Here is a 26,451-nt window from a genome sequence, read left to right on the forward strand (position 1 = left end):
TCAATCCTCCAGGAAAAGCGACATCTGCTGCACCGCTTCCTTGTTGTTATCAGCCCACTGGTTATAGATGGTCAGCGCGCGTGAAGCGGCGTGCCGCGCTGTTTGGGTGGCGGCATGTCGGCTTAGCCAGTCGAGCAAACCCTTCAGCGCGGGATGTGGCCTGAAGTTGTCGTTGCGCAAAGTATCGGCGGCATTGATGCCGCTGCCGTCGTAACAGGCACCAATCAGTACCAGCGCCTGATCGAGATCGGCGGTCAGCCTTCGCCGATGTCTCCCATACCAGCCTTGTGCAAAATCCAGTGGTTCGGTTAAGTGGAACACCTTGCGCTGTTCGCTGCACCATCCACGCGATTCAAACTCATCCGGCGCGATACCAGAGCCGCGCAGATGCTTCTGCATCTGGTCGCGCGCCACCTCGGTCTTACCCTCGAAGATACGCAGGAACTGACGGCTGATCGGCTCAGCGCTAACCGGCGGTGGCTCATGACCACGGCTGCTGTCTTCATCAATAAGCTGGTTGATACCAACCAGCGCCTCTTTCACCGAGATGCTGCGATCCGCGTCCACATAGACTTTGCCGTAGTGGCGAGAGAAGTACTCCAGTGCCTTGCCTCGACGAATCACCTGCAGATCGGCGGCAGGCAAACCCTGCTTGGCATGGTTTTCTAGCGTAGCCTTCAACTGCTCCACATCGGCGCGCACTTCACGGCGCATGCGACTCCAGCTCACGGAAGTGGGCTCTTCAGTACGTTTTCGACAGACGTGGATGATGTCGTATTCGATAGTTTGTGAACCGAAGGTGCCTGGTTTGGATCCCTCGCCCTTGGTCTCGTCCGACCGAATCGGATAGGTAGCTTCCAAGTAGAAGCCAGCATCGAACAAAGATTCAAGCACAGCCACCCACGGCTTATCTTCGCTGTGATGGAAGGTAAATGCCAGGATGCCACCCGGCTTCAAGATGCGATGGGCTTCGCCCCAGCACTGGGTCAGCAACCGCTGGTAGAAACCATCAGGGTCTTCCGGTTCTCGCGCTCGATTCGCGACTGCTTCCATCGCCTTAGGCGTGAAGGCTGAGCCAAAAGCTTCCGGATATTTGTCCGCGAGAACTAAACGTAACCAGACGTAAAAGAAATCGGAGAGTTCTGAGTAGTGCAGCAAGCCCCCGAATGGCGGATCGGTGATGACCAGATCGAGACTAGCATCGGTGAACTGGGTCAGTTCGGTTGACGATCCGTTGCATGCAGTAGCTGTCAGCAAGGGATCACCCGGCAATACCTTTTCACTCTTACCTGTGCACTCCGCGCCAAGCTGCGGATTCGTCCGACGAAGTGCTTCTACGCTAACCGTGTCCCACGGTGCGATAGCCCACTCGCGCCCTTCTATGATGCCCTCAATGCACGAAGCCCAATTTCCACGACCCAATGATGGAAAGACACAGTTCTCGATCACCGTGGACTTTGGATGGAAATTGTTATTGGCGAACATGGGTTCGAGTTTGTCTGCACCGACATTCCAGAGCGTGAACAGGCTCTGATTCCGCAAGTATTGTTGGAAACCTCCGAGCACATATTCGCGTGCTTTCCACGAATAAGCGCCGCACGTTACGATTGCCTTGAGTAGCTGCGTATGCACCAACAATTGGCGTGGATTAAACATGGTCCACCAATGGGTGAACCCATGATTCGGGATCCCTCCATTATTGAGATGGGTCATAAAGCCATATGGCACTTCACTCCTAGGCCAGTAAGGTGCAAGATCAGCCTCCTTACGCATGTCCCATTCACGTTGCGCCGCGTCGTACTGGCCAGCGTTTTTTTTGTCGAATGCAGCAAAAAAACGTCCGTTGTAACTCTCACTGCTATCTGATGCTTTCGGTGCATAGCCCTGAATGACGTAGCCCGCCATCGGTCCAGTCTTACCGCTAGCTTTCACGGTAGCTAAGACTCCCTGCACCGTCCCGCAAGCTGCGCAAGCGTAGTGCGATTTTCTCGGTACGGTGCCACCTTCTTTTCCAGTGTGGAATGTGACTTTGGTCTCCGGGCATGTGACGGTATCGGGCAAGGTGCCACGTACTTCGAGCAAACGAATTTTTCCCGCACGTTCCTCATCCCAACGAGCCGTCGCGTCGGGCGAGTCTTGGGCAGAACCGCCGAACGGACGCCCCTCTGCATCAGCCTTCGCGCTACCTGCCAGCCACTGCGGGTGCACTAGGAGTGACAACTCGACTTTCTCGTTCTTACCCTTGCCTAGCTTCACCATTTCTGCGTGTGCGCAGTGCGGACAGACGACGCCACGTTTAAGATCGAGCACTGAATATACCGGTTCGTCTGGTGCCACATACAGCGGCACATCTGGTGCCATACGTGCGGCTTTGTTTTCCACACCGAAAGCTTCGCCACACTTGCTACAAGTATGCTTCCAACGCTTCACGGTAAGTGCTTTCACCGCCATTACCGGACTAGTCAGAATTGGCGTGCGATGACCGCAGCCGGTGACCTGACACGGGCCGTGTTTGCCCCAGAAGGTGTAAATGATTTCCGGACCTTCGTAGCGATAATGCTTCCGCTCATCCTGTGGAATAGCCAGCGGATCAAACGCATTTCCCATTACCTTGCCACTGCGCAAATCTGTCCAGATGCCCTTCTCACCCACCGGACCGTCGCAGTAGTAGTACGGCATGATTTGTGGCTTAACCTCGGACTCAATGTCCGCAAGCAAACGTTTCACCTCATCGAGATCGACATTCGCCAGTTCCTGCTTAACGACGAACCATGCCACCGGGTTCAGATCGTTACCGGACATCTGCATGCCCAGGCGTGAGCCCTCGACAAGCGTGGTTCCACCCCCCATGAAGATATCCGCGACCTTGAGATGCTTGAACGCACCTTTCTTCTGATGGTTGGCGTAGTAGTTGTCCCAAACCAGCTTGGCCGCGTGCGAGGTGTCGTCCGGCGCCTTGGTCGCTGCCGCAATCAACATGGAACGGAATACGCTGGAGCGTCGCCGTGCCCACCATTTCGACATCTGGTAGATCGGCTTGCCGGCATTGCCTTCGATAATTGCTACCTGGTTGACTGGCAGAATCGGGAAGTCCACCTCCAAGCAAGTTTTGGGGCGTTTGGGATCGCCGAAATCCACCGTTTCGAGCGCTACCGCTTTGCCTGCACCGACAGCCTTGGCCACTTCTAGCGCAAGGATTTCTTTCTTGCTTGCCATCAAGCAATTCCTGATTTCGTGAGTTCGACGAAGGGCGAAAGCACTTCGAGCAATGAAAGTCCGCCGTGCGCCAAGGTTGGATAACCGCCTGGGCTGCGCCACTTGCGTCGACCCACGGCCAACAAATGTGCGCCATGGGTGTTTTTGATCTGCATCGCGACCGGCGGCACAAAGTAACTGGGACTATCTTCACCCACATGGCTGCGACCGCTGCGAAAAGCATCTCGGAGAAATTTCGTCTCCTCATCGTTTGCGTCGTGAAACAGACCTGTCGCGGCATAACCGTGATCAGACGTGATGACTACATGGCGCCCCGCAGCGAGACGTGCGACGAAGTTCCAGAAATCTTCGCTAACGAGCTGATCGACTACGTCGCGCGTCAGTGCTTCCAATCCTTGCCCAGCCCCCGAGCCATCATGCAATTTGTTATCTGGCCATTCGTGCCAGAACACCCAGTTTTTGGTACCTGGCACCGCGTCGACCAGGCCCGCGCAGTCGTGCCACGGCAATGCCACGCACTCAGTGGTAGCAGACTGCAAATTGTGGGCGAGACCAGCACGATTGCTTTGCAACTGACTACGGCTGGCAAAGCCAAGAGCGCGCGCAAACTCATTGGTCTCCCCGGGCAGCTCCGATGCGCTGACAGCAACCGATTCCACGTTAAAGCCATGCTTGCTGGCACCCTGCAGTAACCATGGCAATTCGCGCAGTGACAGGCCATCCAAGATCAACACTGCCTTGGCACTGTACGGCTCGGCCCACCAGCGCATCAGACGTTGTGAGGTTCGCTCGACGCTGTCGCCAAAAGCTCCCCATAGATCCCAGCCACTGGCAGCCAGAAACAGGTCGAGCGCACCGACATCACGATCACGGCGGGTAACATCACGCGGCGCATTTTCCGGGGTCAGAGGCTGCGCGGTGATGTCCAACGTCTTGGCTATGATTGTCTGCCAAGCGTCAGCTGGCGTCGCCGTGGTCAGATACCGGAGGACCTCGACATCCAGAGTCACAGGCTGTCCTCCTTCTCCAGACTCAGCTCGTAGGTCATACCGTCCGGTAACTTCTTCAGCAGATCCTTGATTTGAGCACCAGTGGCGCTGGCGAGCTTGATGGTGACTTCTTGTACCGCCGTGGCTGGACCGATGTTCCAACCTTCCAACTTGCCGATGAGATTCAATGATGAGGTGGCCGGGTTGCTCAGACGTACACGCGGACGCATGGCCGAGCCACCATTTGCGCCAAAGATATCGGCCGACCCAGAAGTACCCGATGGCCGGCTGCCATCATCTTCGACACCTTCAGGATTGAATGTAGGCGCATTATTTGCGTTGCTACCGTCGTTGCCTGGGGTGTCTATGGTCGCTAAAGGCGTATGGCCACCCGAAGTCGGAATGGCCGATGGCTGCAACAAGCGCACATCATCGAGATGCCGCCCGGTAAGTGAGAGCTTAGGTCGCAAGCGACGCCACGCCGTATCTTCGTCTTCCCCAGGCTGCGTTTGCAGGTATTCCATGCCACGCAGATCCACAGCGATCAGGCCGCGTGCGCAGAGTCGCAGTACGCGCTCTTTCATGGCAGGCTCGCCTAACCATGGAATGCAATCCGAACCGGCGGGTCGCGGCTCTTGTAGTTCACGCAACAATTTACCTAATGAGCTGTTATCAGCAGCAGCCTGCAACACCAGAGCTTCGAAGTCTTCAGGAACAAACAGATCTTCGACCAACGCTCGTTCGATAGCCTCAGGAATCTTGCTGCCCTGTTGCTGCAAGCGCTCAACCTGAAATTGACATTGGCTGGGATCGTTGAAATTCCAGCGATGCAAAATCGCAAAACGGTCGAAGCGCTTCTTAAGGATGTCGCGAAGCTCCGCCTGATACTTACTGTGCAGTTTGCGATATTCGGGGCCCTGCCCGCTCCACTCATGCGCCTTCAATTCGGCACGTGCAAGGATCAGCAAATCGCGATCGAGAAAGGCATTGTTGGAGTCATGTCGAGGTAGCAGGAAGCGCACGGTATTGCGGCGTTTTTGCAGATGATCCTTGATCCAGCGACCAAGCTGTTCACCGAGTTTATCCAGAGCTTCGGGAAGTACCAGGATCGGCAGGCGGTCATCCCAGCGATCAGGGTGTTCATTCTCATCCAGTGACGACCACGGATCGGACATCCAAGATTTGGGCAGTGCGATGACTCGGAAATTTTTAGCTACTTCTTCACCTCCACCAATAACGTAGCGAACCTCTTTGGCGAGCTGGGCTAAGTCCGATCCATCGGTGAACAGGCGGTCGTTGCGTGCACACGCCATCAGTTTGGCCTGTGGGTTTTCGTCTTCACGGAAAACCAGTCGCGCTCCCTCCTTGTGGATGTTGAAGCTATTTTCTTCGATGGTTGCTAGTTCAACCTGAAAAGCATTGTCGTCAACTGGCTGTTCACGCGTGATATCCACTTGCAAAGTATTCGGCTCGGCGCCGGCAAGATTTCCAACGGCAATAGATCGCAACCAGAGCGCAGCGACAATTTCCTGAAGGTGGGGCGCCAACTTAGCGTGGTCGGGTACCGCTTCAATCACCGAGGTGATATTGCGCTGCGCTTTTTCGCGCAAGGTGCGATGATGTTGGTTGGATACGGAGTCCAGCAATGCACCAATACCCGCAGCTTCGTCGTCCAGACGGAAATCCGCAGCCGTGAGCAATGGCGACTTCTCACCATGACTCTTGAATACGCTGGCCAGGATGCGAATCATGTCGCGGGTTTCTTGTGCATCTGTGGCAACTAGCACCTGATCCTCCAACAATTGGAGGAGGTGCGAGCCATAGGGCCATGATTCGATGAAGTCTTTGCGTTTCCGCTCATGCTCGGATGACGGAACATCGAGTAGACGGAAATCTTCAGCGATATGCGTGGTGATCAGAGCTTCAATGCTCGCCGATGGAATCTGCAGCCGATTCTCGAACAGGCGATGCAACAGCATCCGACGGCGATCCTGTTGAATGCGTTCTGGGCTACCGCCAGCCTTGAAATCAATAGGTATTGGATTGACACGGTGTACTTGCTGATAGGCATCGCTGCCACCATTGCGCACGGAGATGACTAACACCAGCAGGTCCGGGTGCTCTTTGGCGATCTCGGACAGAATCTGGATGAAATTGAATGCCCAATTCTTCCACGGATATTGCTTCGTATTGGTCAGTCCGTCGTACCACGTCTGGAATTCGTCCATCAGCAGCATCGTCGGGGTATGGCGCAGTAGTTCGAGGATCAACTGGTCAGATGGAATATCAGTCTTCGCGGCACCCATGCCCTCCCACTTGCCTTTGATGTACTCCCCATAGGGATGGCGCTCAAAAAGCACATCCCATAGAAACTTGTATCGGTGGCGATGCAGGCTTTCGCCAATCACTAGCATCCCGTCGCGCAGCGGAATCTTTCCGATAGCGGGGTCCCCCAGCGTGATTGCCCAAGACTCGAGCCAAGCGCGCGTAGACAGAGGATCATGCACAGCGTGATACAGCGCCGCCATCAAGTGCGATTTACCGAGGCCGCGTTCACCAATGACCACTACGGGCCGCCCTTGCCCCGGGCCCACTGCCTCGATGCCTTTGAGCACGTCGTGAGTGGGATAGGTGATATCCAGAAATTCCTGGGCAGGAAGCTGGGTTGCACCCGTTTTCGCGTCGTTCGACAGCTCAATGGCTGTTCCTTTAAGACGCCGCCCCTGGAACTCTTCGCGTAACTTCAAACCGAGCATTACTTCAACCCCTTTCGTCCGTCCCGTTCTATCTGCCGCAACAGCGCCGCGTTTCCTACGCATGCGATTCCGTTGGCTGATGAAATATGAGGGTGCAGGATTACATCGCCGTACGCAAATGGATTATCGAGGCGATTAGCTTTCCCAGCCCTCAAATACAGCTGAACTGGGTATGCGCCTCGATATCGACAAAAAGAAAAGGCCCCATAATTTGGGGCCTTCTTTGCATCGCTATCTCTAGCTACGATCAAGCAAACGGATCATCCAGCACGATCGTGTCGTCACGATCCGCACCGGTGGCGACCAGCGCCAGGCGGCAGCCAGAGAGCTCTTCCACCGCACGCAGATAGGCGCGAGCCACAGGCGGCAACTTGTTCCAGTCGCGGATGCCGGCGGTGGATTCTTCCCAGCCGGGGAATTCCAGGTAGACCGGCTTGCATTCGTCCCAGCCGTCCGCGTCGAGCGGGGCCAGTTCGCGGCGCAGCAGGCGAGATGGTCAGTTACGGTTCCCCTCCCTGCATGGCATCACCCGTGAGAATAGGGTCGAGCGCCACATTGATGTAGTAGTTGGAACGACCAACCTTATGCTTGTGCAGAAAGCCGCCCTCAGTCAGTGCATCGAGATATTTTGTGGCAGTGAGGCGAGACACTTTCAGATCGTTCTGGATGAATTCGATCTTGGTGTACGGGTGACTGAAAAGGTTGTTGAGCAGATCCTGGCTGTAGAACTTATAGCCCGCGCGCAAACGATGTTTGACGTCGAGCATGGCAGCCTTGATGGCGTGGATGGTGGTGATGGTTTCACCGGCAGTCTGCTCGACCGCCGTGAGCATGTACAGCACCCAGTCTTCCCAGGCATCTTTATCTCGCACGTCCTGGAGCAGTCGATAGTAATCCGGCTTGGTGCGCACGATGTAGCGACTCAGGTACAGCACCGGAATATCGAGTAGCCGTTGTTTGACCAGATACAACACGTTGATGATGCGGCCGGTGCGGCCATTACCGTCATAGAACGGATGGATGCTCTCGAACTGATGATGGATAAGCGCCATCTTGATAAGCGGATCAACGTCGAACGCTTCGTCGTTGTTGATGAAATTCTCCAACTCGGTCATCAGGGCAACGATCGCGTCAGGCTCCTGCGGCGGCATGTAGATAGTCTGGCCTGTACCATCCTTGAGCGCGGTGCCCGGCAGCTTGCGGAAGCCGGCATCGTTGCACTCAAGCTCGGCCTGAATATCCAAGATCATGTTGTTGGTAAGCAGCTCGTTGCGGCGCACAGCATCGAAGCCGGTCCAGAGTGCCTGCCGGTAACGCAGTACTTCCTTGGTCGCCGGTGAACTTGGGCTTTCCGGGAATGCCGCGTTCCGGAAAAGATCGTCGTGCGTGGTGACGATGTTCTCGATCGCCGAGCTGTCCTTGGCTTCCTGCATACCGAGGGTATTGATGAGAATGCCCTGCCGTGGAATGGATGCCGCCACACCCTTTAGCTCCGCCAACTGGCGGCTGGCCAAGGCGAGTTTCTTCAGGATCGACGGCGTCTCGAAGCGCTCGGGCGCAAGCCGATCAAGTGGCTGGATCACGGACATAATCTGCTCACGTGGCCTGTAACATGTATAGAAATATGCATTTATGTATACATGTTACGCGGAATGCGTATAGAAAACGATGCGATTTACACAACATGTGTGAATTCAGGCGCACCCGTTAGCACAGCCTCAGTCATCGCATGGTTCGGCCACGTTGTTCGCAAACTAGCTGCAAATGAAGCATAAATTGCTACATGAAAAAGCCCCGCGATGCGGGGCTTTTGTGGCTGCGGCTAGAGCAGCAAGGTCAAGATGAATAACCGACTTCACCGTTGAAGTGCGATGACCAGCTTCGCTGTTGAAAAACTTCTCCCGCCTTCGCGGGAATGACGGCCCGGGAGACTGGACAGACCTCCCTCCTCCGGCTTTCAGGCAAACGGATCATCCAGCACGATCGTGTCATCCCGATCCGCACCCGTAGCCACCAGCGCCAGACGGCAGCCCGACAGTTCTTCCACCGCACGCAGATACGCACGCGCCGCGGGCGGCAGTTTGTTCCAGTCGCGGATGCCGGCGGTGGATTCTTCCCAGCCGGGGAATTCCAGGTAGACCGGCTTGCACTCGTCCCAGCCGTCGGCGTCGAGCGGGGCCAGTTCGCGGCGCTTGCCGCGGTATTCGTAGACGATGCAGACCTTGATGGTCTCCAGGCCGTCGAACACGTCGAGCTTGGTGATGGCCAGGCCGTTGATGCCGTTGATCTGGGTGGCGCGCTTGAGCGCGACTTGACACCATGATCGATGCCGGCCGTTCAACTTCAGACCATCATTTATTCGACCCGATCAAGTACTCCAGCTTGGACGCCACTGCATCACAAGCCGTGATCAAATCAGCCACGATGCGCTCGTCCACATCGACCACGCCTTCGTACTCGCCGAGATTGCGCAGCTCGTGGCCCTTGGCCAGTACGCGCCATACTTCCGGCCCGAGACCCAGCGTGTGCGGTAGTACCTGGAACACGATGTAGCGGTGATGTGCGCGATAGCCCTGCCGACGCAAAGCCGCCAGACACAATGCATGGGACGCGTTATAGGCGAGATCGAAGCGGCCTTCGAGCGAGAGTGAGGTGTTCTTCGCATCCTTCAATCGCGCCAGCGCGGAACGCTTGAGTCCTTCGAACTCCTTGGCATCGAACGGCTCAACAGCCAGTGGTTTGTTGGAGCCGGTCAGGTTTTCAAGTGCTGAGATCATCCTTGTCTCCTAGCAGCCAGAGTTGGGGTTGTTCGAGTACGCGCGTGACGAAGGCATTACCGCTCTTGATGCGCTTGGCCAATTCTGCGCGGGTATAGACGGTGGGATTCACCGCACGACCCAACTGCTGCGCCGCCGTCTCGACGGCACCGAATATGTCGGCGTAGCCAAGCGTGTCGGAGACGATCATCAGATCAATATCGCTGCTGGCAGTGTCACTGCGCTTGGCGACTGAGCCGTAGACGAAGGCAGCGGTAATGCTGTCTGCCAGGGGTGCCAATGCCACACGCAGCGGTTCGGCCAAACCCGTGGTTTTTTGCATGATGCTGACCAGTTCGGCGTGAATCGGTGCAGCGGGGTTGGCCTGGTAAAGCTTTTGGTTGCCGACTTGCTGCACGTTTGCCAGACCGCTGCTGGCGAGGCTGGCTAGCTCACGCTGGACCGCGCCTGATCCACCGCCTGATGCGGCGATGATTTCGCTCACTGTGAAACTTGCATCGGGTTGCCCGAACAGCAAGCCCAGCACACGCTGCTGCGTCTGAGTGAATAAGGCATCCGCCAGACTGGTTGAGGGTTTGGCCACGGCATAGGTTGCCGCCTGATCGCTGACGCCCTTGGTTTGCTTTGCTTCGCGGGGATTTGTCTTGATACCCATATTGGGCATCGTAATACCCAATATGGGTAAATGCAAGATTGTGCTCACTCAAGTGAAAAAGCCCCGCGGTGCGGGGCTTCTGTGTGGCAGCGGCAAGATGACGTTGGATGACCGACTTCGTGGTTAGAAGTGCGATTCCCGCCTTCGCGGGAATGACGGCTCATGGGGATGATGGCTTGTGGGGATGTGCCGTCTTCCTTCTACTACCTATCGCTATCAGCCATGCCACTATCTATTAGCCATGCCAATCAGGCAAACGGATCATCCAGCACAATCGTGTCGTCACGATCCGCACCGGTGGCGACCAGCGCTAAACGGCAGCCGGAGAGTTCTTCCACGGCGCGCAAGTAGGCACGGGCCGCAGGCGGCAGCTTGTTCCAGTCGCGGATGCCGGCGGTGGATTCTTCCCAGCCGGGGAATTCCAGGTAGACCGGCTTGCACTCGTCCCAGCCGTCGGCGTCGAGCGGAGCCAGTTCGCGGCGCTTGCCGCGGTATTCGTAGGCGATGCAGACCTTGATGGTTTCCAGGCCATCGAGCACGTCGAGCTTGGTGATGGCCAGGCCGTTGATGCCGTTGATCTGGGTGGCGCGCTTGAGCGCGACCAGGTCGATCCAGCCGCAACGGCGCGGACGGCCAGTGCTGGCGCCGAACTCGTTGCCGACCTTGCGCAGGCGTTCGCCCATCTCGTCCTTGAGCTCGGTCGGGAACGGGCCACTGCCGACGCGGGTGGCGTAGGCCTTGCAGATGCCCAGCACGTAGTCGATGTCGCGCGCGCCCACGCCGGTGCCGGCCAGCGCGCCACCGATGGTGGTGTTGCTGGATGTGACATAGGGATAGGTGCCGTGGTCGATGTCGAGCAGCGCGCCCTGCGCACCCTCGAACAGGATGTTGCCGCCTTCCTTGCGTACGTCGTGCAGGATGGTGGCGACGTCGTCGACCATCGGGCGGATGTACTCGCCCCAGGCCAGCGCGTCGTCCAGCACTTTCTGGTAATCGACCGGCTCGACCTTCAGCCACTGGGTGAGGATGAAGTTGTGGTAGTCGACGGCGGTCTTGATCAGCGCCGGCAGCTCATGCGGGTACATCAGGTCGGCCACGCGCACGCTGCGGCGGGCGACCTTGTCCTCGTACGCCGGGCCGATGCCGCGGCCGGTGGTGCCGATGGCCTTGCCGCCGGCGGCGATCTCGCGCGCCTTATCGACAGCGATGTGGTACGGCATGATCAGCGGCGTGGCCGGGCTGATCTTGAGGCGCGAACGCACTTCGACGCCGTTGGCCTCGAGCTCGGCGATCTCTTCCATCAGCGCGGCGGGCGAAAGCACCACGCCGTTGCCGATCAGGCACAGCGCGTCGTCGCGCAGGATGCCCGAGGGGATCAGGTGCAGCACGGTCTTCTTGCCCTTGATCACCAGCGTGTGGCCGGCGTTGTGGCCGCCCTGGAAACGCGCCACCGCGCTGACCCGCTCGGTCAGCAGGTCGACGATCTTGCCCTTGCCTTCGTCGCCCCACTGGGCACCAAGAATTACGACTGACTTACCCATGATCTTCTCGCTCGTTTGGGTTGGCTCCGCGCGGGAGCCGGGGAAAACATCAAGCACGGCGGCACCGGACCGCTGCGCGTATCAATGAAACAGTTGCAACAGCCGCGGCCCGACCACCATCACGCCGGCACCGTACACATGCAAGGTACGCGGCGGATGTTTCAGCGCCTCGCGCGCCTTAGCGCTTCGGGGCAGCCGGCTGGTTGAAGTAGCGCATGAACTCCGAATCGGGTTTCAGGATCAACACACCCTTGCCGTCCTCGAACGATTTCTTGTACGCCTGCAGGCTGCGGTAGAACGCGAAGAACTCCGGATCCTGGTTATACGCCTGGGCGTAGATCGCCGCCGCCTGCGCGTCGCCATCACCACGTACCTTGGCCGCATCGCGCTGGGCATCGGCGCGCAGCACCTGGCCCTGGCGATCGGCATCGGCCTGGATCGTCTCAGCCGATTCCTGGCCGGTGTACCGCAGTTCGTTGGCCAGTTGCAGGCGCTCGGCACGCATGCGCTTGTAGACCGATTCGCTGACCTCGTTGGGCAGGTCGATGCGCTTGATGCGCACGTCGACCACGGCGATGCCGAGGTTCTTGCGTGCGGCGGCATCGGTCTGCGCACGAACCCGTTCGGTGATGTCCTTGCGGCCACCGGAGATCAGGTCAGGCAGGGTGCGTGCATTGAATTCGAAGCGCAGCGCGTCCTTGACGATCGGGGTCAGCCGCTGCGCCGCCATCAGCTGGTCGCCGCCGGTGGCACGGTAATACGCGGCGTTGTCGACCACGCGCCACTTCACGTAGAAGTCGACGTTGACGCTCTTCTTCTCGGAGGTGAAATAGCGCTCGGGCGGCGCATCCAGCGAGAGGATGCGTTTGTCGAAATCCATCACCTGCTGGATCACCGGCAGCTTGAAGTGCAGTCCCGGCTGGTAATCGGTATGCACGATGCGGCCGAACTGCAGCAGCAACGCGCTGTGCCCTTCGCTGACCACGAACATGCTGTTGAGGCCGAGCAGGATGACGATGGCCGCGACGATGGCGGTGGTGAGCTTCATCATGGCTGCGTCCCCTTGTCAGCCGCATTGCTGCTGGCAGGTGCCGGTGCCGTCACCGGCACGATCGCGCCAACCGTGGCCGAGCTGGTATCCGGCGCAGCCGCGGCGCCCTGCAGCGCCGGCAGGTTGATGATGTTGCGACCGTCGGAACCGTCGATCACCTTGGGATTGTCGGCCATCACCTGTTCCACGGTTTCCAGCCACAGGCGCTTGCGGGTCACGTCGGGGGCTGCCTTGTACTGGGTCAGGATCAGGTCGAAGCCGGTCGTGTCGCCTTGCGCGCGGGCGATCCGCGCCGCCTTGTAACCAGCTGCCTCGGCCGCGATGCGCGCGGCGTCGCCACGGGCCACCGGCACCACCTTGCTGGCATAGGCCAGGGCACCGTTCTCGATGCTCTGTTTGTCCTCGCGGGCGTTGTTGACGTCGTCGAAGGCGTCCTTCACCTCGTTCGGCGGGGACACGTTCTGGAAGCTGACCTCGGTGACGCGCAGGCCGGAGTCGTAGCCGTCCAGTGTCTTCTGCAAGGCCACCTGGGCCTCGCTGACCAGGCTGGCGCCGGCGGCGGACAGGATCTGGTCCATGTCGCTGCTGCCGATCACCGAACGCACGGCGGCCTCGGCCGCGGCGCCGATGGTGCCGTCCGGATCGTCCAGCGAGAACAGGTATTTGCGCGAATCGTCCACCTGGTACTGCACGGTGAAGTCGATCGTGATGATGTTCTCATCCTTGGTCAGCATCGACACCTTGTCGCTGACCGAGCGGATCCGCGTGGCCTCGACCTTGGTGACCGACTCGATCGGCTGCGGCAGCTTCAGGTGAAAGCCCGGCGCCAGCGTGCGCGAGTACTCGCCGAAACGCAGCACCACGCCGGTCTGGCGCGCTCCGATGATGGTGTAGCAGCTGAGCACCAGGCCAACCGCCAGCAACACCAGCACGCCGGTGAGGATGCTGCCGGGGCCATGCCCGAGCTTGCCGAGGAGGGATTTCAGCCTGTTGAGCGCATCGTCCAGCGGCGACTTGCCGGACTGGCGCTTCCTGTTCCACGGATCGTTCTGCCCGTTCTTGCCGGGTTCATTCCATGCCACTGTCAGTCTCCTTGAGGCCGTCGGGAGGCCGGCAACCACGGCCGGAACACGCGTTGAACCGGGTTACACATGAGATTCAGCCAAAGCTGTCGAGGCGGTGCGCAGCCCACGGATGAGCCGCACAAACACTGGATATTCTAGCAGAGCCGGATGGCGTCGTCCGCTGTGCAACAGCACTACTCCGCCGGAGCCAGCAGTTCGCGCAGCAGCAGGGTTTCGGCCGCATTGCCGCCACTCAGCGGCGCGATCACGCTGCGCGGCGCGTCGATGCGCAGCTGCCAGCCATGTTCGTCCACCGTTTCTCCGGTGATCGCACCGGCTGCCTTCAGCCGCGCATGCAGCCGGCCGGCCGACAGCGGCAGTTGCAGGGCAGATTGCACCCGTTCGCCGCCGAGCAACTCACCCAGCGCCTGGCGCAGCAGGTCGACGCCCACGCCGGTGGCGGCAGACAGCCAGACCCGCACGGGCTTGCCGGCGCCATCGCGATCGATGCGTGGTTCGGTGCCGGCCAGGTCGATCTTGTTCATGATGTGCAGCTGCGGCACGTCGCCGGCGTCGATCTCTTCCAGCACGTTGTCGACCACGCGGTGCAGGTGCTCGCGCTCCTCGTCAGCCGCATCGCTGACATGCAGCAGCAGGTCGGCATCGCGTGCCTCGGCCAGGGTGGCGCGGAACGCGGCGACCAGGTCGTGCGGCAGCTCGCGGATGAAGCCGACGGTATCGGCCAACACGGCCGGTCCGCAGCTCAGGTCCTCCAGCTTGCGCACGGTGGGATCGAGTGTGGCGAACAGCAGATCGGCGGCGTAGACGTCGCCGGTGGTCAATGCATTGAACAGGGTCGATTTGCCGGCATTGGTGTAGCCGACCAGGGCCACGCGCGGCACCGTATTGCGCAACCGCGCGCGACGCTGCTGACCGCGCTGAGTCTGCACCTTTTCCAGTCGCTTGGTGAGCATCTTGACGCGCTCGGCGAGCAGGCGGCGATCCAACTCGAGCTGGGTTTCACCCGGGCCACGGTTGCCGATCATGCCGCCGCGCTGGGCGTCCAGATGGGTCCAGCCCCGCACCAGCCGGGTGGCAATGTGCTTGAGCTGGGCCAGTTCGACTTCCAGCTTGCCTTCGTGCGAACGCGCACGCAGAGCGAAGATGTCCAGGATCAGGCCGGCGCGATCGACCACCCGCACGCCCAAGTGCTTCTCGAGGTTGCGCTCTTGCACCGGGGTCAGTACGTGGTCGACCAGGACCAGGTCGGCCTCCAGCGCCCGTACCGCCTCGGCGACTTCGTCGGCCTTGCCGCTGCCGATGTAGAAACGCGGGTTGGCACCCTCGACACGGGCAGCAATCGTGCCGATCACTTCGGCACCGGCGGATTTCACCAGTTCGGCGAATTCCGCGCCACGACGCGCCGTATCGCCTTCGCCGCGGGAATGCGGCAGGACGAGTACGGCGCGATCGCCTTTCTTTTCTCTGTCAAACACGGATGGGTGTGATCCTTCAGGGCCAGACCCACTTCATGCGGGCTGATTGCCCGTCAATCAAGCGTCCGTGTCGTTCGAGGCTTCCGAACCACCGGCATGGCTGTCATGGCCCTCGGGACCGTCATGGCCATTGCCGATACGCACATTGCGGCTGGGCACCACGGTGGAGATGGCGTGCTTGTAGACCATCTGGCTCACCTGGTTGCGCAGCAGCACCACAAACTGGTCGAACGACTCGACCGTACCCTGCAGCTTGATGCCGTTGACCAGATAGATGGCGACCGGCACACGTTCGCGCCGAAGCGCATTCAAAAACGGATCCTGCAACGATTGTCCCTTGGACATTTCTTGTTCTCCCCTTGCAACGGACAGGCCCGGGAAAAAACGCCGAAGGCGCCCCGGCCCAACTCAGCTGGGATGTTAGCTGTTTTCAAACGCTTGATGAAAGGGGATTTTTACGCGTTGTGGGCGCACTGGATCACGCTGCCGGCGCGATGTTGTGCGCCGATTCGCCGGAAGCACCCAGAAACAGCTGTACGGCATCGGCCGCACGAGCCAGCAGATCGGGGCGATCCGGATCGAACAGGCGCGCGCCGACGTCGCTGCGCAGCCAGGTGATCTGCCGTTTGGCCAGCTGGCGGGTGGCAAAGATGCCGCGATCGCGGAACTCGCCGGGCGTCGAATCGCCATCCAGATGCTCCCATGCCTGCCGATAACCGACCGCGCGAATCGCCGGCAGCTCGGCATGCAGGTCGCCACGGGCGCGCAGGGTACGCACTTCGTCGAGGAAACCGACCGCCAGCATGGCGTCGAAGCGCTGGGCGATGCGCTCGTGCAGCAGATGGCGCTCCGCCGGCAGCAAGGCCAGCTTGAGTACACGCCACGGGAACAGCGCATCGCTGCCGCCGCGCTGCAGTTCGGACAGCGGGCGACCGGTCAGCTCGATCACTTCAAGCGCGCGCTGCACGCGCTGAGCGTCGTTGCAGCCGATGCGGCTGGCCGCCGTGGGATCGACTTGCGCCAACCGCGCGTGCATCGCGGGCCAGCCAAGCTGTTCCGCTTCCTTGGAAAGCTGCTCCCGAATCGCGGGATCGGCTTCGGGCAGATCGGAAAGCCCCTGTTGCAGGGCTCGGAAATACAGGCCAGTGCCGCCGACCAGTAGTGGCACCCTGTCCTGCGCGCTGATCTGCTGCATCACCGGCAGCACGTCGGCACGAAAATCCGCCGCCGAATACGGTTGGCCGGGGTCGCGGATATCGATCAAGGCATGCGGATAGCGCGCCAGCATCGCCGCGTCGGGCTTGGCCGTACCGATATCCATGCCGCGATAGACCAGCGCCGAATCCACGCTGACCAGATCCAGCGGGAAGCGGTCGCTCAGCTCGCACGCCAGCGCCGTCTTGCCCGAGGCAGTCGGACCCATCAGGAAAATGGCGAGGGGGCGCTGGTCGGCAGGCATCCGGCCATTGTAACGGGCGCGTCGTCATTCGATGCCGGGCGTCAACCGCTGCGGCGAGCGGTGCGTTTCCAGCTGGTGCGGCGTTGCGCCCCAGATCCATCCAACCGCAAACGCGGTCTCTATTGATCAACAGAAGCCCATCCTCATGACGTTCACGAAATCGCTTTGCCTGCCGTTGGCGCTGGTGTTGGCCATGTCTTCGCTGGCAGTCGCCAACCTTGCCCATGCAGCCAGTTCGTCGGCAGCGGACTTCAGTGGGATATGGCGGCTAAACGATCAGCAGAGCGACAGTCCTGCCGATATCGCTGCACGTCTGCGCGCGGAAAGAAAGCGCGAGGAGCCCGTACAGCAGCCGGCCGGCGCCTCCTCGACCGGTACACCGTCAGCAAGCAAGACGTCCGGCAGCCATGGCGGTGGCCACGGTGCGGGCGGCGGTGGAATGGGCGGCGGCGGTCATGGCCACGGTGGTGGTCGAGGGCAAGACAAGGCCTCGGCCACTGACAGCGGCACAGCTCCCCCCGACCAGCCACCGCCGCTCCTCGACAACGATTCTTTGATGAATGTGCAGCAGGATGCCAAGGGCATCCGGGTGGTGCTTGACGACAAGGACCAACTGGACAGCCAGCTTGATGGAAACACCCGCCAGTCACTCAGCGGCAACGCGATGGTGCAGACCCATATCACCGCCGAAGGCATGCAGATCTCCATGCAATTCACTGGCGATGTCCGGCTGCAACAGACCTGGGTGAAGTCACCGGATGGTCATCATCTGACTGTCACCGAGACGTGGACCACGCCAGCGGTGCAACAGCCGATCGTGTTCAAGCGCAGTTACGACCGGCTTGATATCTGAATATCAGCACGGGCGGCTGGGCGATGCCGCAGTGCGACAAAGCATGCTATGCACCGGGCGATCTATAATTACGGATTGATTCCCCTCCCCGCCCTGGATTCCCCATGCAGCAGACGATGAAAGCCCTGGTCAAGCGCCACGCCGAACAAGGTATCTGGATGGAAGAGGTACCGATGCCCGTGGTCGGCCCGAACGAGGTGCTGATCAAGATGGAGAAGACCGCTATCTGCGGTACCGACCTGCACATCTACAAGTGGGACGAGTGGAGCCAGCGCACGATCAAGCCGGGCCTCACCATTGGCCATGAGTTCGTCGGCCGCATCGTCGAGATCGGCCCGGGCGTGACCGGCTACAAGATCGGCGATCGCGTCTCCGCCGAAGGCCATATCGTCTGCGGCCACTGCCGCAACTGCCGCGCCGGTCGCCAGCACCTGTGCCCGAACACAATCGGCATCGGCGTGAACCGCAATGGCGCGTTCGCCGAATACATGACGATGCCGGCCTCGAACCTGTGGCCGATCCCGGATCAGATCCCATCCGAGCTGGCCGCGTTCTTCGACCCGTACGGCAACGCCGCGCATTGCGCGCTGGAATTCGACCTGATCGGCGAGGACGTGCTGATCACCGGCGCCGGTCCGATCGGCATCATCGCTGCCGGTATCTGCAAGCACATCGGCGCGCGCAATGTGGTGGTCACCGACATCAACGACTACCGTCTGAAGCTCGCCGCCGACATGGGCGCGACGCGGGTGGTGAACGTGTCCAAGCAGTCGCTCAAGGACACCGTGAAGGACCTGCACATCGAAGGCTTCGACGTGGGCCTGGAGATGAGTGGCAACCCGCGTGCGTTCGCCGACATGCTCGACTGCATGTACCACGGCGGCAAGATCGCGATGCTCGGCATCATGCCGCGCGGCGCCGGCATCGACTGGGACAAGGTAATCTTCAAGGGCCTCACCCTGCAGGGCATCTACGGCCGTCGCATGTACGAGACCTGGTACAAGATGACCCAGATGGTGCTGACCGGCTTCCCGCTGCAGAAGGTGTTGACCCACCAGATCCACATCGACGATTTCCAGAAAGGCTTCGACCTGATGGATGCCGGCACCTGCGGCAAGGTCGTGTGTTCCTGGAACTGAGTCGCAGTGCGTCTGGCCGTCCACACGCTACACTGAAGTACCGACAGGCCGACTAAGCTATTGTTGGCTTTGGGAGTGCCCAGCTGATCGAGTCGGGCACCGACGGTTCTTGTTGCCACAGGAGCGCCGACGGCATGGCAGGTCGCAGTCCATCGCACAGTGAATTGCTTGCCGCGGGGCGTGAGCGCGCTGGCGCCCTCTACCGCTCCCATCGACTGCGCAAGAGCCTGCTGATCTTCGGCATCTTGCTGCTGATCTTCGGCCTGCTCGGTTTCTTCGCTGCGCCACCGCTGATCAAGAGCCAGCTGCAGAGTCGTCTCGGTGCCATGCTTGATCGCCCCGTCACGGTGGGTGACGTGCACCTCAACCCGTTCAGCCTGAAGCTGGGACTCGATCGACTGCATATCGGCGAACACGACGGCAAGACGCCATTCGTCGATATCGACCAGGTCGTCGTCAACGCCTCATGGGCGTCCCTGTTCCGCATGGCGCCAGTGCTCGATGAGCTGACCGTGCAGCATCCGCAGTTGCACATCACGCGCACGGCGGCACAGCAGTTCAATTTCTCCGACCTGATCGAACGCTTCGCCGGCAAACCGGCGCAACCGAATGCCCCGCCTGCACGCTTCTCGCTGTCCAACATCAGCGTGCACAACGGCGACATCAGCTTCGACGACAAGGTGTTGAGCACCAGTCACCGGATCGACCAGCTTGAACTCGGCATCCCGTTTATCGCCAACCTGCCGCATGACACGGACGTATTCGTGCAGCCTTTGCTGGCAATGCAGGTGGACGGCAGCCCGCTGCACATCGGCGGACAAACCAAGCCGTTTGCCGACAGCCGCGAGTCAGCGATCGACTTCAAGATCGATCACCTGGATCTGCCCCGCTACCTGAGCTATGTGCCGACACCGTTGCCGGTAGCGATTCCCAGCGGCCAGCTGTCCGGCCAGCTCAAGCTGGATTTCATCGATCGGAATGCGACCCAGCAACTGAAACTGAGCGGCAACCTGCAGCTGGACAATTTCGCCATCAGCAATCATGACGGCTCGCCGATCGTCGAGCTGGGTCATGCCAGTGCCACGCTGGCAGATGTCGAGCCGCTGGTGTCGCGCTACTACTTCGATGCCATCGCACTCGACAAGACTACCTTGCATTACACCAGCCTGGCTGGCGGTCATAGCAGCCTTGATGCTTTGACTGGTGCCGACAAGACGCCAACCAAGCCGGCATCGCCTGCCGCCGATGCGCGGATTGCCACGTTGACCCTGCAGAATAGCCAGATCGACTATGCCGACCTGAGCGGCCCCACTCCGGCACGGCTGTCGCTGGATAATCTGCATGGCACGATCCGCGGGCTCGCGACCCTGGGCGCAGCGCCAGCCAACATCGATTTGAGTTCAGGGCTTGCTGGCGGCACGCTGCATCTCGGCGGCGCCCTGCACCTGAGCGAGAGCCGTTTCATCGGCCAGGCGGCATTGAATGGCGTTGGCCTGCCACCACTCGTTGCGATGGCGCCATCGATGTTGAATGCGCAGGTCAGCCACGGCAGCCTGGATGCGAGTGGACAGCTCGTGGCCGACTGGAGCAACGCGTTCAACCTGCAACTGGATGCGAGCAAGCTCGCGGTGAACGACTTTTCTCTGCAGCAGAAGAACCGCACGCCCGTGGCCTGGAAAGCCCTGAATGCCGATATCACCCATCTGGACCTGGCCAGCAGCCAGGCGAGCCTGGGCAACCTCAACCTGCAGGGCTTGAAGATCGATGCCCAGCGTTATCGCAATGGGCGCATCGATCTCACCGACCTGGTCAAGTCACCACCATCGCATCATGCCGCAGGCAAAAAAGCCGTGGCGCCGGCATGGCACTGGAGCATTGCGCATCTCGGCATCGATGGCAGCAGCTTTGCCTATAAGGACATGGCGGTTGCAGGCAAGGCTGGCCGCATCACGGTGAATGCCGACAAGTTCAGCATCAATGACCTGTCCGACGACATGCATAAGCCGCTGAAGCTGGACCTGGCCGGCGGTATCGATCAGGGCAAGTACCGCGTCACCGGCTCCGTGCGGCCGGAACCGCTCAATGCCGACCTGCGCGTCACCGCAACCCGTTTGAACGTGGCGCCGCTGCAATCCATGGTTAAGGTACCGCTCAACGTGCACGTCGACAGCGCACTGCTGAGCCTGAAGGGACGGGTGCGCTATCGCGACCACAAGCCGGAAGCTCTGCTGAGCTATCAGGGTCAGCTCACGCTGGGCCGCGTGAACGTGCTGGACAATCTCACCAATGACGATTTTCTGCGCTGGAATTCACTGGCAGCCACCGGCGTCAACGTACGCACCGGCGAGGGTGCAGCGCAAGTATCGGTTGGAGGGTTGGCGCTCGATAATTTCTATGCCCGCGTGATCGTCAACAGCAACGGCCGCTTGAACCTGCAGGATGTGGTGGCCAGTCCGCAGACAGCGCCGGTTTCGGTGACACAGGCCAACAACGCGCCTGCTGCGTCCAATGCAGCGCAGGTGGCCGCTACCAATCCGGCCGCCTCCGGCACCGCCGCCGTACCCAGCTCAGCTGCCAGCAGCGCCACCCCGCCAGCAGTCATCCATATTGGTCAGATCATCCTTGCACGCGGCAACCTCAACTACACCGACAACTTCATCAAGCCCAATTACACCGCCAACATCACCCAGCTCGCGGGCAAGATCGGCGCCTTCGGCACGGCAAGCGGCGGACCGCCGGCGCCGCTCACGTTGCAGGGCCAGCTCGATGACAATGCACCGGTTAATATTGACGGCACGATCAACCCGCTGACGCCAGTGACGTTCCTGGATGTGAAAGGGAAAGCCGATGGAGTCGAGCTGACGCACCTGACGCCCTATTCGAGCAAGTACACCGGCTACCCGATCATCAAGGGTCGCCTCACCATGGACGTGCATTACGCGCTCGACCAGGGCAAGTTGAATGCGGACAACCATATTTTCCTGAGCCAGCTGACCTTCGGCGATCGCGTCGAGGGCAACGGCATCAGCCATCTGCCGGTGAAGCTGGCGGTGGCCCTGCTCAAGGACTCGCAAGGCAATATCGATGTCGATATTCCGGTGACCGGTTCGCTGAGCGATCCGCACTTCAGTTTCGGCAGCCTGATCTGGCACGCCTTCGTGAACCTGATCGGGCGTGCAGTCACCTCGCCATTCCGGCTGATCGCCTCGGCGATGGGCGGCAACCATCAGGATCTCGGTTATGTGGAGTTCGCGCCGGGCTCGAACGTGCTCGATGCCCAGGCGCAGGAACGGCTGACCCAGATCGCCAAGATCCTCACCGAGAAGCCATCGCTGAGCCTCGACATCATTGGCCGGGCAGACCCCCAGTTCGACGAGAACGGCTTGCGCAAAGTCATGATGCAGCAGCTGATCACGCACGAGCTGGCCAAGGACCAGGGTGGTGACGAGAGCGATGTTTCCGTCCTGTCCAAGCTCAGTCCTGATGACTACAACAAATACCTCAGCAAGGCTTACAAGCATGCCAAGTTTTCCAAGCCGCGCGACCTGATCGGCCTGACCAAGTCGCAGCCGCCGGACGTGATGGAAAAACTGTTGCAGGCTAATGTGACGGTCGACCAGGATGCCTTGCGTCATCTTGCCGAACGTCGTGCCGACGCAGTTCGCCAATGGCTGCGCGGCAAGGTCGACGACAAGCGCGTGTTCGTCTCGGCACCCAAGCTGGATGCCAAGGGTATCGACGACAAGGGCAAGACCACGCGCGCCGATTTCGGCTTGCACTGACCATATCGGAGGCCCAACAGCCCTCGCGGTGCTGTCAATGGTTTTCCGCTGCCGGCGAAAGGCTCACAATGGGCGCTTTCCCCGCATGCGGAACCCACCATGAGCTACCCCGGCCAGACGCGTTACACCAGCGAACTCGAATCCATACGCGAGCAGGGCCTGTTCAAGGCCGAGCGCATCATCACCTCGCCGCAGTCCGCCGAGATTGAGCTGGAAGGCGGTCGCAAGGTGCTGAACTTCTGCGCCAACAACTACCTCGGCCTGGCCGACAACGCGGAAGTGATCCAGGCCGCGAAAGACGCGCTTGATACGCACGGCTTCGGCATGGCCAGCGTGCGCTTCATCTGCGGCACCCAAGATCTGCACAAGCAGCTGGAGGCGAAGATCGCCGACTTCTTCGGCACCGAGGACACCATCCTCTACGCCGCCTGCTTCGACGCCAACGGCGGCCTGTTCGAACCGTTGCTGGGCGAGGAGGACGCGGTCATCTCCGACGCGCTGAACCACGCCTCGATCATCGATGGCATTCGCCTGTGCAAGGCCAAGCGTTTTCGCTATGCCAACAGCGACATGGCCGACCTGGAAGCCCAGCTCAAGGCTGCTGACGCCGCCGGTGCGCGCACCAAGCTGATCACCTCGGATGGCACGTTCTCGATGGACGGCTTCATCGCACCGCTGGATCAGATCACCGCACTGGCCGCGAAATACAACGCGCTGGTGCACATCGACGAATGCCACTGCACCGGCTTCCTCGGCGACACCGGCCGTGGCGCTGCCGAAGTACACGGCGTGATGGACAAGATCGACATCTTCACCGGCACACTGGGCAAGGCGCTGGGCGGCGCGCTTGGCGGCTTCACCACCGGCCGCAAGGAAGTGATCGAGATGCTGCGTCAGCGTTCACGCCCGTACCTTTTTTCCAATTCGCTGCCACCGCACGTGGTCGCGGCAGCGATCAAGGTCTTCGACATGCTTGCCAGTGCGGGCGACTTGCGCAACATGCTCAAGGAAAACACCCGTTATTTCCGCGAAGAGATGAGCAACGCCGGCTTCGACATCAAGCCGGGCGTGCATCCGATCGTGCCGGTGATGGTCTATGACGCGAAGAAGGCTCAGGCGATGGCTGCCGGACTGCTGGAAGAAGGCATCTACGTCACCGGCTTTTTCTATCCGGTGGTGCCGCAGGGTCAGGCGCGCATCCGCACCCAGATGAGCGCCGCGCATACACGCAAGCATCTGGATCACGCGATTGCCGCATTCACCAAGGTTGGTCGCCAGCTGGGCGTGATTGGCGCGTAACCGTTCAAGCCACCCTATGGAAGCGGCTGAAGCCGCTTCCATAGAACAGGACGATCAAGCTGCGCTCTTGCTGCGCGTATCGAGCGCCCGAACTTCATCTGCAGTGAGCTGACGCCACTGCCCTTTCGCCAGTTCGCCCAACACCTGCGGCCCGATCGCCACCCGGATCAAACGCAGCACGTCGAAACCCAATGCGGCCAGCAAACGGCGGATATGTCGGTTGCGGCCTTCGTCCAATACCACTTCGAGCCACGCATTTTTCTCGCCTACGCGCAGTAGCGTCGCCCGCGTGGCTTTCAGAAAATCACCGGCATCGTCGACCCCGGCTTGCATCTTCGCCAGAACGGCAGCGTCCGGCTGGCCAGCCACCTGCACGTGATAGGTCTTGTCCAGATGGGTGACAGGATCGGTGATGCCAGCCGCCCAGAGGGTGTCGTTGCTGAGCAGCAATAATCCCTCGCTGGCCTTGTCCAGGCGGCCCACCGGTCCCAGCCAGGGCAGCCCGGCGGCGGCCAGCGCGGTATAGACCGTCTCGCGGCCATGCTCATCGGCCGCACTGACGACCAGTCCGCGTGGTTTGTTGAACATCACATAGACGCGTTCGGCTGATTTCACCACGTTGCCATCGACGGCAATCCGCTGTCGATCCAATTGCGTCGGGTGGTAGGGATCACGTATCACCCGCCCGTCCAGACTTACCCTGCCCTCGCGTACCCATTGCTCGGCCTGGCTGCGCGAACATGCCCCCAGCTTGGATAAAACTCTTGCCAAGCCATGCCGCGGTGCATGAGTCGTGGATGCTGTCGTGCGTGCAGAACGGATAGGTGGGCGAGACATCCGGCTAGGGTATAAGCCGGACGCCTGCAGCGACAAGGATTCCGTGATGTTGCGCGTCATGGATCAGTGTCGAGTAGCGGATATGCCGCATTCGGAATGACAGCCAAAAAAAACCCGGCCGAAGCCGGGTTTTTTCATACTGCGTTACTCAGGTTCGATTACTGCTGAACCTGCAGCTCCGTACGACGGTTCTGGGCGCGACCGGCATCCGTGGCGTTGTCGCCAATCGGATCGTTCTTGCCGTGACCGATCGGTCCTTCCAGACGGCTGGCGTCGATACCATGGCTGGTCAGGTAGCTATACACGATCTGTGCACGGCGCTCCGACAGGCTCTGGTTGTACGCATCGGTACCCTTCGAGTCGGTGTAACCAGCAACCGTCACGTGCACCTGCGGGTAACGCTGCAGGGTGTCGACGGCCTGATCCAGAACCGACAGCGAGTCCTTGGTCGGCTCAGCCAGCGACTTCACGATGTTCGTCTCACCCTTCTTCGGGCGGTCGAACTTGAAGTTCACGCCGCGCAGGTCGATCACAACCTTCTGCGGGCAGCCGTCCGGACCCACGACCGTGCCTTCCGGCAGGTTCGGGCACTTGTTGTCGCAGAGGTTCACGCCGTTGACGATGGTCTTCGAGCAGTCAGGAGCAGCCGGGGCCGGAGCCGGGGCAACCGGAGCTGCTGCCGGGGCACCAAAGCGCGAAACGATGCTCAGGCCGAGGAACTGATCACCATAGCCGTTGCGGGCCGGGTTGGTCTTGTCGTCCCAGTCGTAGCGGTAGCCGGCTTCCACACGGATATCCGTGCTGTCGGTGACCGACTTCGATACACCAACACCCAGTTCGGCAGCCGGTGACCAGCCGCTCGCATAGATGCTCTGGTGATGGCTACCCATCACGCCAGCCAGCAGGTATGGACGCCAAGCGTTCCAGTCGCCAGCATAGAAGCGGGCGGCTGCACCGACGTTGGTGCTGGCCCACGAATCCTGGCTGTGACCGCTTACGCCAGGACCGGCACCCTCAACAACAACGTTGTCGATCTTCCGCTTGGTGCGGTCAACGAACGCGTCGATCGAGATGTTTGGAGTGAAGAAACGACCAAAGCCCAGGCCGTAATAGAACTGACGGCTGTTGGTGTCGCGCTTGTCGTCGTTGTAGTAACCGCCGATGGTCGGCGCAATGTACCAACGACCATCAAAGGTCGAGGTCATCGTATCGGTTGTGGTGGTGGTAGTAGTGGTGGTGCTGGCCGGAGCCGTGGCGTCCTGCGCATGAACGGCACCTACGCCGCCCAGGGCCAGCGCGATCAGAAAATACAAGCCCTTACGTTTCATCAGGTGTCTCCTCATTTATTAGATTTTTTCGCGTCCGTTCAATCCCAACCGGAAATCGCGCGTCAGAACTGAATACGTCATTCAGAGCTTTTAAAGCCCCTGCTTGGCGTTCATGCGACAAGCGAAGGGGAGTGTAGCAAAATCGTTAAGTCAATGACACTTTAACATATTGACTACCAGACCCCAGTGAGCGTTTGTTCAGGAAAGCC

At 60.3% G+C, this 26,451-nt stretch carries 18 protein-coding genes and 2 pseudogenes; 4 read left to right on the top strand and 16 right to left on the bottom strand.

Features of this window, described 5'->3' with window-relative positions:
• The 14 genes and pseudogenes from GSQ75_RS12375 to miaA all read right to left on the bottom strand — a co-directional run bounded on the left by GSQ75_RS12375 (position 1) and on the right by miaA (position 17,004).
• Positions 1 to 3,216, bottom strand: a complete 3,216-nt coding sequence (locus GSQ75_RS12375; protein WP_158755193.1) for a DUF1156 domain-containing protein — start codon at positions 3,214 to 3,216, stop codon at positions 1 to 3.
• Positions 3,216 to 4,226 carry a hypothetical protein gene (locus tag GSQ75_RS12380; RefSeq protein WP_158755194.1) on the bottom strand — a complete coding sequence of 337 codons (1,011 nt, stop codon included), beginning with the start codon at positions 4,224 to 4,226 and terminating at the stop codon, positions 3,216 to 3,218. The genes GSQ75_RS12375 and GSQ75_RS12380 overlap by 1 nt, the downstream gene beginning before the upstream one ends.
• Complete coding sequence (locus GSQ75_RS12385) at positions 4,223 to 7,024, bottom strand: DUF499 domain-containing protein (RefSeq protein WP_254058564.1); 2,802 nt, start codon at positions 7,022 to 7,024, stop codon at positions 4,223 to 4,225. Before GSQ75_RS12385 ends, GSQ75_RS12380 begins: the two co-directional genes overlap by 4 nt.
• A 184-nt stretch (positions 7,025 to 7,208) precedes the next feature.
• Positions 7,209 to 7,442 (bottom strand): annotated as a pseudogene (locus GSQ75_RS12390) (adenylosuccinate synthetase); the annotation flags it as partial.
• A 19-nt stretch (positions 7,443 to 7,461) separates the two neighbouring features.
• Positions 7,462 to 8,550: a Fic family protein gene (locus tag GSQ75_RS12395; protein WP_158755195.1), complete on the bottom strand. Its 1,089-nt coding sequence runs from the start codon at positions 8,548 to 8,550 to the stop codon at positions 7,462 to 7,464.
• A gap of 368 nt (positions 8,551 to 8,918) precedes the next feature.
• A pseudogene (locus GSQ75_RS12400) lies at positions 8,919 to 9,272 on the bottom strand (adenylosuccinate synthetase); the annotation flags it as partial.
• Positions 9,273 to 9,312: 40 nt separating this feature from the next.
• On the bottom strand, positions 9,313 to 9,738 hold the full coding sequence (locus GSQ75_RS12405; protein WP_158755196.1) for a hypothetical protein: 426 nt from the start codon (positions 9,736 to 9,738) through the stop codon (positions 9,313 to 9,315).
• A complete protein-coding gene (locus GSQ75_RS12410; RefSeq protein ID WP_254058565.1) occupies positions 9,722 to 10,441 on the bottom strand; it encodes a transcriptional regulator in 720 nt (239 codons plus the stop codon). Before GSQ75_RS12410 ends, GSQ75_RS12405 begins: the two co-directional genes overlap by 17 nt.
• Before the next feature lie 200 nt (positions 10,442 to 10,641).
• Complete coding sequence (locus GSQ75_RS12415) at positions 10,642 to 11,934, bottom strand: adenylosuccinate synthase (RefSeq protein WP_158755197.1); 1,293 nt, start codon at positions 11,932 to 11,934, stop codon at positions 10,642 to 10,644.
• A gap of 178 nt (positions 11,935 to 12,112) precedes the next feature.
• Complete coding sequence (hflC, locus tag GSQ75_RS12420) at positions 12,113 to 12,982, bottom strand: protease modulator HflC (protein WP_158755758.1); 870 nt, start codon at positions 12,980 to 12,982, stop codon at positions 12,113 to 12,115.
• Positions 12,982 to 14,067, bottom strand: a complete 1,086-nt coding sequence (hflK, locus tag GSQ75_RS12425) for an FtsH protease activity modulator HflK (RefSeq protein WP_158755198.1) — start codon at positions 14,065 to 14,067, stop codon at positions 12,982 to 12,984. The genes hflC and hflK overlap by 1 nt, the downstream gene beginning before the upstream one ends.
• A 176-nt stretch (positions 14,068 to 14,243) precedes the next feature.
• A complete protein-coding gene (gene hflX / locus GSQ75_RS12430; RefSeq protein ID WP_158755199.1) occupies positions 14,244 to 15,545 on the bottom strand; it encodes a ribosome rescue GTPase HflX in 1,302 nt (433 codons plus the stop codon).
• 57 nt (positions 15,546 to 15,602) lie between these two features.
• Positions 15,603 to 15,890 carry an RNA chaperone Hfq gene (gene hfq, locus GSQ75_RS12435; protein ID WP_158755200.1) on the bottom strand — a complete coding sequence of 96 codons (288 nt, stop codon included), beginning with the start codon at positions 15,888 to 15,890 and terminating at the stop codon, positions 15,603 to 15,605.
• Positions 15,891 to 16,023: 133 nt separating this feature from the next.
• On the bottom strand, positions 16,024 to 17,004 hold the full coding sequence (gene miaA, locus GSQ75_RS12440; RefSeq protein ID WP_158755201.1) for a tRNA (adenosine(37)-N6)-dimethylallyltransferase MiaA: 981 nt from the start codon (positions 17,002 to 17,004) through the stop codon (positions 16,024 to 16,026).
• Positions 17,005 to 17,149: 145 nt separating this feature from the next.
• On the opposite strand from miaA, the gene GSQ75_RS12445 reads away from it, so the two are divergent.
• The 4 genes from GSQ75_RS12445 (at position 17,150) to kbl (ending at position 24,077) form a co-directional block, all read left to right on the top strand.
• On the top strand, positions 17,150 to 17,857 hold the full coding sequence (locus GSQ75_RS12445) for a hypothetical protein (protein ID WP_158755202.1): 708 nt from the start codon (positions 17,150 to 17,152) through the stop codon (positions 17,855 to 17,857).
• A 116-nt stretch (positions 17,858 to 17,973) separates the two neighbouring features.
• Positions 17,974 to 18,996 carry an L-threonine 3-dehydrogenase gene (gene tdh, locus GSQ75_RS12450; RefSeq protein WP_158755759.1) on the top strand — a complete coding sequence of 341 codons (1,023 nt, stop codon included), beginning with the start codon at positions 17,974 to 17,976 and terminating at the stop codon, positions 18,994 to 18,996.
• A 134-nt stretch (positions 18,997 to 19,130) separates the two neighbouring features.
• The gene (locus GSQ75_RS12455) at positions 19,131 to 22,778 is read left to right on the top strand and encodes a DUF748 domain-containing protein (RefSeq protein WP_158755203.1); all 3,648 of its coding nucleotides are present in this window, start codon (positions 19,131 to 19,133) and stop codon (positions 22,776 to 22,778) included.
• Positions 22,779 to 22,877: 99 nt separating this feature from the next.
• The gene (kbl, locus tag GSQ75_RS12460) at positions 22,878 to 24,077 is read left to right on the top strand and encodes a glycine C-acetyltransferase (RefSeq protein WP_158755204.1); all 1,200 of its coding nucleotides are present in this window, start codon (positions 22,878 to 22,880) and stop codon (positions 24,075 to 24,077) included.
• Between the two features lie 54 nt (positions 24,078 to 24,131).
• Here kbl and GSQ75_RS12465 read toward each other — a convergent pair whose 3' ends face one another.
• Together GSQ75_RS12465 and GSQ75_RS12470 are read right to left on the bottom strand one after the other, a co-directional pair.
• On the bottom strand, positions 24,132 to 24,914 hold the full coding sequence (locus tag GSQ75_RS12465; RefSeq protein ID WP_158755205.1) for a pseudouridine synthase: 783 nt from the start codon (positions 24,912 to 24,914) through the stop codon (positions 24,132 to 24,134).
• Positions 24,915 to 25,072: 158 nt separating this feature from the next.
• Complete coding sequence (locus GSQ75_RS12470; RefSeq protein ID WP_158755206.1) at positions 25,073 to 26,242, bottom strand: OmpA family protein; 1,170 nt, start codon at positions 26,240 to 26,242, stop codon at positions 25,073 to 25,075.
• Between the last annotated feature and the right edge of the window lie 209 nt (positions 26,243 to 26,451).

Source organism: Dyella sp. S184 (assembly GCF_009766065.1).
Lineage (GTDB): Bacteria > Pseudomonadota > Gammaproteobacteria > Xanthomonadales > Rhodanobacteraceae > Rhodanobacter.